Source organism: Albidovulum sp., assembly GCF_041919395.1.
Classification (GTDB): Bacteria; Pseudomonadota; Alphaproteobacteria; order Rhodobacterales; family Rhodobacteraceae; genus Albidovulum.
Window position 1 is genome coordinate 1 of sequence record NZ_JAYRTX010000141.1, and the last position, 5,835, is coordinate 5,835.

General features: G+C 67.1%; 6 protein-coding genes and 1 pseudogene. 6 read left to right on the top strand and 1 reads right to left on the bottom strand.

Translation table 11 applies throughout. From position 1 onward, the window contains the following. Positions 1–242: pseudogene (locus tag ACMUOO_RS16250) on the bottom strand (ABC transporter substrate-binding protein); the annotation flags it as partial. 182 nt (positions 243–424) lie between these two features. Between ACMUOO_RS16250 and ACMUOO_RS16255 the strand changes: the two are divergent. The 6 genes from ACMUOO_RS16255 to ACMUOO_RS16280 all read left to right on the top strand — a co-directional run. Further along, positions 425–1,414 (top strand): GntR family transcriptional regulator, encoded by a 990-nt coding sequence (locus ACMUOO_RS16255; protein ID WP_301917694.1) that lies wholly within the window; start codon positions 425–427, stop codon positions 1,412–1,414. Further along, the gene (locus ACMUOO_RS16260) at positions 1,411–2,112 is read left to right on the top strand and encodes a creatininase family protein (RefSeq protein WP_301917693.1); all 702 of its coding nucleotides are present in this window, start codon (positions 1,411–1,413) and stop codon (positions 2,110–2,112) included. Before ACMUOO_RS16255 ends, ACMUOO_RS16260 begins: the two co-directional genes overlap by 4 nt. After that, a complete protein-coding gene (locus ACMUOO_RS16265) occupies positions 2,109–3,128 on the top strand; it encodes a ketopantoate reductase family protein (RefSeq protein ID WP_413855729.1) in 1,020 nt (339 codons plus the stop codon). The genes ACMUOO_RS16260 and ACMUOO_RS16265 overlap by 4 nt, the downstream gene beginning before the upstream one ends. Beyond that, positions 3,125–3,865 carry an SDR family NAD(P)-dependent oxidoreductase gene (locus tag ACMUOO_RS16270; RefSeq protein WP_301917691.1) on the top strand — a complete coding sequence of 247 codons (741 nt, stop codon included), beginning with the start codon at positions 3,125–3,127 and terminating at the stop codon, positions 3,863–3,865. The genes ACMUOO_RS16265 and ACMUOO_RS16270 overlap by 4 nt, the downstream gene beginning before the upstream one ends. Beyond that, the gene (locus ACMUOO_RS16275) at positions 3,862–5,235 is read left to right on the top strand and encodes a dipeptidase (protein WP_301917690.1); all 1,374 of its coding nucleotides are present in this window, start codon (positions 3,862–3,864) and stop codon (positions 5,233–5,235) included. The genes ACMUOO_RS16270 and ACMUOO_RS16275 overlap by 4 nt, the downstream gene beginning before the upstream one ends. Position 5,236: 1 nt before the next feature. Next, positions 5,237–5,835: amidase (locus tag ACMUOO_RS16280; RefSeq protein WP_413855730.1), on the top strand; the 599-nt coding region annotated here is incomplete at its 3' end.

The window sequence follows — 5,835 nt, forward strand, 5'->3', positions numbered from 1 at the left end:
GTCCATTCCGTCGCCAGTCCGGGCTGGAGCCCCAGTCCGTCATCGGTCGGATTGATGAGCGTCTCATAGATGTTGTTCATGACCCAGATGTCGACATTGGCGTCGTTGAGGACCGGGTCGAGGAACAGGCTGTCGGTATATCGGCCATAGGTCATCACACCGCCGCGATCGAGCGCGAGAGCCGAAACGTGGCTGCCGAGAAGGATGGCGGCCGACAGGGCCGCTGCTGACAGAAACTTCATCGTCGATACCTCCGTGTTGATTGCAGTGTTATATTTTACAGGAACGTTTCATGGGAACACACACAAGTCAACATAACAGTTTTCTGGATTTCTTGCCAAAAACTTCGTAGCATCCCCTCGGATCGGGGCCTCAGCGTCAAAATTCGTCCTGAACTTATAGCACACCGGCGTGGAACACTGAAATGAGAGTCACCATTGATCGCAAGTCGGCGATCTCGATTCGCCAGCAACTCAAGGGAGCGATCGAACACGAGATTTGCTTCGGTGCGCTGCCGCCCGGCGCACCCCTGCCCTCGGTGCGCGAACTGGCCGAACGGGTGGGCGTGGCGCCGATGACGGTGAGCAAGGTCTACGGTGAGCTGAAGGCCGAGGGCCGGATCACCGGCCGGACCGGCTCCGGCACGTTCGTCGCCGACTGCTCGCTCGCCCGCGCGAACAGGAACGAATGCACCGGGCGGCTTCGCGGGGATATCGACGCGGTGATCGACCTGGCGCTGAAGTCCGACCTGAAGCCTGCGGACATCCTCGCGATGATCAACGCTCGCGTGACCTACCGGCTCGGCTCCGGGCGCCGCAAGGACATCGTGATGGTGGGGCTTTTCGCCGACGCCTCCGAAAGTTACGCGCGCTGTGTCGAGGATCAGGTCGGGCATCTGGCCACCGTCGAAGCCGAGACGCTCGACCGGCTGGCGGAGGATGCCGCGGTCCGGGCGCGGGTAGAGGCGGCCGATCTGGTGTTGACCTTCGCCAATCTGGAACCGGACATCCGGCGACTGGTGCCCGGCATCCGCGTCCTGTCGCTGCGCTTCATCCCGTCCGGGGCGACGCGGCTGGCCTTGGCCTCGCTCGATCCGATGTCGCGGGTGGGGGTGGTGTCCCGCTTCGCCGATTTCCTCCCGATTCTCAGCCTCGGCGTGCGCCGTTTCGCCGCCCATCTGCAAAGCGTGACGATGCACACCCAGGACGAGCCGGGGCTGAAGGATGCGCTGGCCGATTGCGACGTGCTGGTCCTGTCCACTGGCGCCGATGCCGCCGCGGCCTACGCCCGGCGCGGCGCGAAGACCATCGAGTACCGCCACATTCCCGACCCGGGAGATATTGAGCGGCTGGTCGTGCCCTACATCACCACCGCCGAACCGCCAGCCGAGCGCAGCAGAAAGGAAGCCTCATGAAAGTGTCGGAGATGAACTGGTCCCAGGTCGCGGACTGGCTGAAGCACGAGGATCTGGCCGTCCTGCCGCTTGGCAGCACCGAACAGCATGCCGGACTGTCGCTGTCTGTCGACTCGATCCTGTCGGAAAAGGTCGCCGTCGATGCCGCCGAACCCCTGGGCGTGCCCGTCTTTCCGGTGGTGTCCTATGGCCTCACCCCCTATTTTCTCGGCTATCCCGGCACTGTCAGCCTGAGGATCGATACCTACATCCGGCTGGTGCGCGACATCCTCGACAGCCTGCGCGGCCAGGGCTTCCGACGCATCCTGATCGTCAACGGCCACGGCGGCAACCAGCCTGCCGGTGCGCTCGCCATCGAATGGATGGCCGACAATCCCGACTGCGCGGTGAAATTCCACAACTGGTGGAACGCGCCCAAGACCTTCGCGAAGGTGCAGCAGATCGACAAGGTCGCCTCCCATGCCTCGTGGATGGAGAACTTTCCCTGGACGCGGCTCAAGGGTGTGGAGATGCCCGATCAGCAAAAGCCGATGATCGAGCTCGAGAAGATGCGGGTGATGAACCCCGAAGGCGTGCGGAAGTACCTCGGCGACGGCAATTTCGGCGGCTACTACCAGCGCTCCGATACGGAGATGCAGGCGATCTGGGACATTGCCGTGGCGGAGACGCGCGCGCTGATGGACGGTGACTGGAGTTGAGCGGGCCGATCCTGATCTGGGGTGCAGGCGCCATCGGTGGCTGCCTTGGCGCCGCGTTCCTCCGCGCCGGGCACGAGGTCGTCTTCGTCGACAATGTTCCCGAGCATGTGCAGGCGATCAACCGTGTCGGCCTCAAGATCGTCGGCCCGATCTGGGAGGACACGCTGCGGGCGCCGGCTTTCCTGCCCGGCGATCTGGCGGGGCAATTCGCCTGCACGTTCCTGTGCGTGAAGGCGCTGCATACCGAGGCGGCGCTGCCCGAACTTGCCCCGCACGTCGCCACCGACGGCTATGTCGTCTCCGCCCAGAACGGGCTGAACGAGATCGCCATCGCCCGGGTGGTCGGGACGGGCCGCACCATCGGCTGCTTCGTCAATTTCGGCGCGGACTACCTCGAACCGGGCGTCGTCACCTATTCGGGCCGCGGCGCGGTGGTGGTGGGCGAACTGGACGGGACCGAAACCGATCGGATCCGGGCGCTGCACCGGCTGATGAAGGATTTCGACGCGGATGCGGTGCTGACACTCAACATCTGGGGCTATCTCTGGGGCAAGCTGATCTACGGCGCGCTTCTCTTCGCCACCGCGCTGACCAATGACAGCATCGCCGATGTCCTCGACGACAAGGGCGCGCGGCCGCTTCTGACCCGTCTCGGGCAGGAGGTGGGCCGGGTCGCGGCGGCCGAGGGGGTGCGGACCGAGGCGTTCAACGGCTTCGACCCCGCCGCCTTCATGCCGGATGCGCCGCAGGGGGTCATCGACCGCTCCTTCGAAGAGATGGTGGCGCATAACCGCAAGTCGGCGAAAACCCATTCGGGCATCTGGCGCGACCTTGCGGTCCGCAAGCGCAAGACCGAGGCCGAGGCGCAGCTTGGCCCGATCGTCGAGACCGGCGCCCGGCGGGGCATCGCGACCCCGCTGACCGCGCGGCTGATCGAACTGGTGGCGGAGATCGAGGCCGGAAAACGGCCGCTGGCGGCGGAGAACCTCTCCGAACTTGCGAAAGGCATGACATGAAGATCGATTTCGAAGGCCGCCGGGTGATCGTCACCGGGGCGGCGCATGGCTTTGGCCGCGCCATCGCGCAGAGTTTTGCCGCCGACGGCGCGGCGGTCATTGCCTGCGACGTGAACACCGAGGGTCTCGCCGAGACGGCGCGGCTTTGCGGCTGCGAGACGATGCGGCTCGATGTCGGCGACCGGGCGGCGGTTCAGGCGGCGATCGGGCGCATCGGAACGGTGGACATCCTCGTCAACAACGCAGGCGGTGTCTGCGGCCAGACCGGCCGACCGATCGAGGAGATCAGCGCGGCGGACTGGCAGGCGATATTCCACGTGAATCTCTCGGGCACCTTCTTCATGACCCAGGCCGTCGCGCCTGGCATGAAGGACCGCAAGCGCGGCCGCGTCGTCAACGTCTCCTCCGGTGCCGGGCGCGGCATCAGCCTCACCGGCATTCAGGCATATGCGAGCGCCAAGGCCGGCCAGATCGGCTTGACCCGGCAACTGGCGCACGAACTCGGGCCCTGGGGCATCACCGTCAACTGCATCGCGCCCGGCTTCGTGCGGTCGAACCCCACGACCGAGCGGCAGTGGGAGGCGATGGGCAAGGACGGTCAGGAGCGGCTCTTGTCGAACATCGCGATGCGCCGGCTCGGCACGCCTGACGATATCGCCAATGCGGTGATGTTCTTCGCCTCCGACCACGCCGGATGGATCACCGGCGAGACGCTTGGCGTGGATGGCGGCAAATGAATGCGGTCGAAGACTGGCTTGCCGCGCATGAGGCCGAGGGCATCGAGACGCTGAAGGCCTTCTGCCGCATCCCCAGCGTCTCGACCGATCCGGCCTTTGCCGATCATATCCGCGCGGCTTCGGGTTTCGTCGCCGATCGGCTGGCCGAGGCGGGCTTTCCGGCCGTCGAGATCATCGAGACGGGTGGCCATCCGGTCGTGCTGGCCGAATGGTGCGAAACGCCCGGCGCGCCCACGGTGCTAGTCTATGGCCACTATGACGTGCAGCCGCCCGACCCACTGGACAAGTGGCACACCGCGCCTTTCGAACCCGAGGTGCGCGACGACCGGCTTTACGCCCGCGGTGTCTCGGACGACAAGGGGCCGCTGCTGATCCCGGTGCTCGTGGCGCGGGCCTTCCGCGCGACGGCGGGCCGGCTGCCGATCAACCTCAAGGTCATCGTCGAGGGCGAGGAGGAATCCGGCAGCCCCCATCTTGATGCGACCGTGGCGCGGCTGAAGGACCGGCTCGCCTGCGATGTCGTGGTGTCGGCCGATGGCGCGATGTGGCGGGCGGACCTGCCGTCGATGACGGTGGCGAGCCGGGGCATGGTGGCGCTGGAGGTCACGGTCGAAGGCGCGGGCAAGGATCTGCATTCCGGCCGCCACGGCGGCACCGGCCCCAACCCGATCCGCGCGCTCGTCGCGATGCTCGCCTCGCTGCATGATGCCGAGGGCAAGGTGGCGGTGAAGGGCTTCGCCGACACCGCCACGCCGCCCGATCCGGCGATCCGCGACGCGATCCGGTCGGCCGATTTCGACCCGGGCGGCTATTTCGACGGCATCGGCGCGGCGCGGCCCGATCCCCTGCCCTCGGGCGAGGAACTGCTGACCCGGCAATGGCTGATCCCGACGCTGGAATTCAACGGTATTTCCGGCGGCTATCAGGGAGCGGGCACCAAGACCGTGATCCCGGCCAGCGCGTCCGCGAAGATCACCTGCCGGCTGGTTGCCGGACAGGAACCCGCAGCGGTCGCCGCGGCGATCACCCGGCATCTGGAAAGGGTGCTGCCCACCGGCTACCGGCTGACGGTCAGGCGCCACGGGCCGGGAAGCCGGGCCTTCGCGCTCGATCCCGGCCTGCCGGCGCTGAGGGTCGCGGAGGATATCCTGGGCGAGTTGCTGGGCGCCGCGCCCCTGCGCGTCGCGATGGGGGCGACGATCCCGATCGGCGACATCTTCGCCCGGCACCTCGGCGCCAGCATCGTGTTCTTCTCGTTCTCGACCTCGGACGAGGATTACCACGCGCCGAACGAGTTCTTCCGGCTGTCGAGTTTCCGCACCGGCCTCATCGCCTGGTCAAGGCTGTTCGAGCGGCTGGGGCACGGTTGAGATGGAAGCTTTCCCCACCGTCGCCGAACTTGGGGAGCGCTACCGCGACGGATCGCTGACGCCCGAGACCGTGGTGGAGGAAGCGCTGGCCCGGATCGCGCGGCTGGAACCATCGCTCAACGCTTTCGCCTGCCGGATGGAGGATGAGGCCCGCGCCGAGGCCCGTCGCCGCACCGGGGAGTTGAAGGCCGGGACCGACCTTGGCCCCCTGCATGGCATCCCGGTCGCCATCAAGGACCTGATCGAGGTCGAAGGCGTGCCGACCGGCTATGGGTCCAAGGTCGAACCGCCGCGCGTCGCCGCGAAGGATGCCACGCTGGTGGCGCGGCTGCGCGCGGCCGGCGCTGTGATCCTTGGCAAGACCAACCTGCTCGAATATGCCTATGGCGTCGCCCATCCCGCGGTCGGCCAGACCAACAATCCGCACGATCCGGCGCGCACCGCCGGCGGCTCCAGCGGCGGGTCGGCAGCGGCGGTGGCGGCGGGGATCGTGCCCCTGGCCATCGGCACCGATACCGGCGGCTCGATCCGCATTCCGGCCGCCTATTGCGGCATCGTCGGGCTGAAGCCCAGCTTCGGCCTCGTGCCGCTCGACGGGGT

Bases quoted from the DNA above. Each gene is read 5' to 3' on its own strand.
- ACMUOO_RS16255 (WP_301917694.1), top strand. From the start codon at position 425: ATGAGAGTCACCATTGATCGCAAGTCGGCGATCTCGATTCGCCAGCAA.
- ACMUOO_RS16260 (WP_301917693.1), top strand. From the start codon at position 1,411: ATGAAAGTGTCGGAGATGAACTGGTCCCAGGTCGCGGACTGGCTGAAG.
- ACMUOO_RS16270 (WP_301917691.1), top strand. From the start codon at position 3,125: ATGAAGATCGATTTCGAAGGCCGCCGGGTGATCGTCACCGGGGCGGCG.
- ACMUOO_RS16275 (WP_301917690.1), top strand. From the start codon at position 3,862: ATGAATGCGGTCGAAGACTGGCTTGCCGCGCATGAGGCCGAGGGCATC.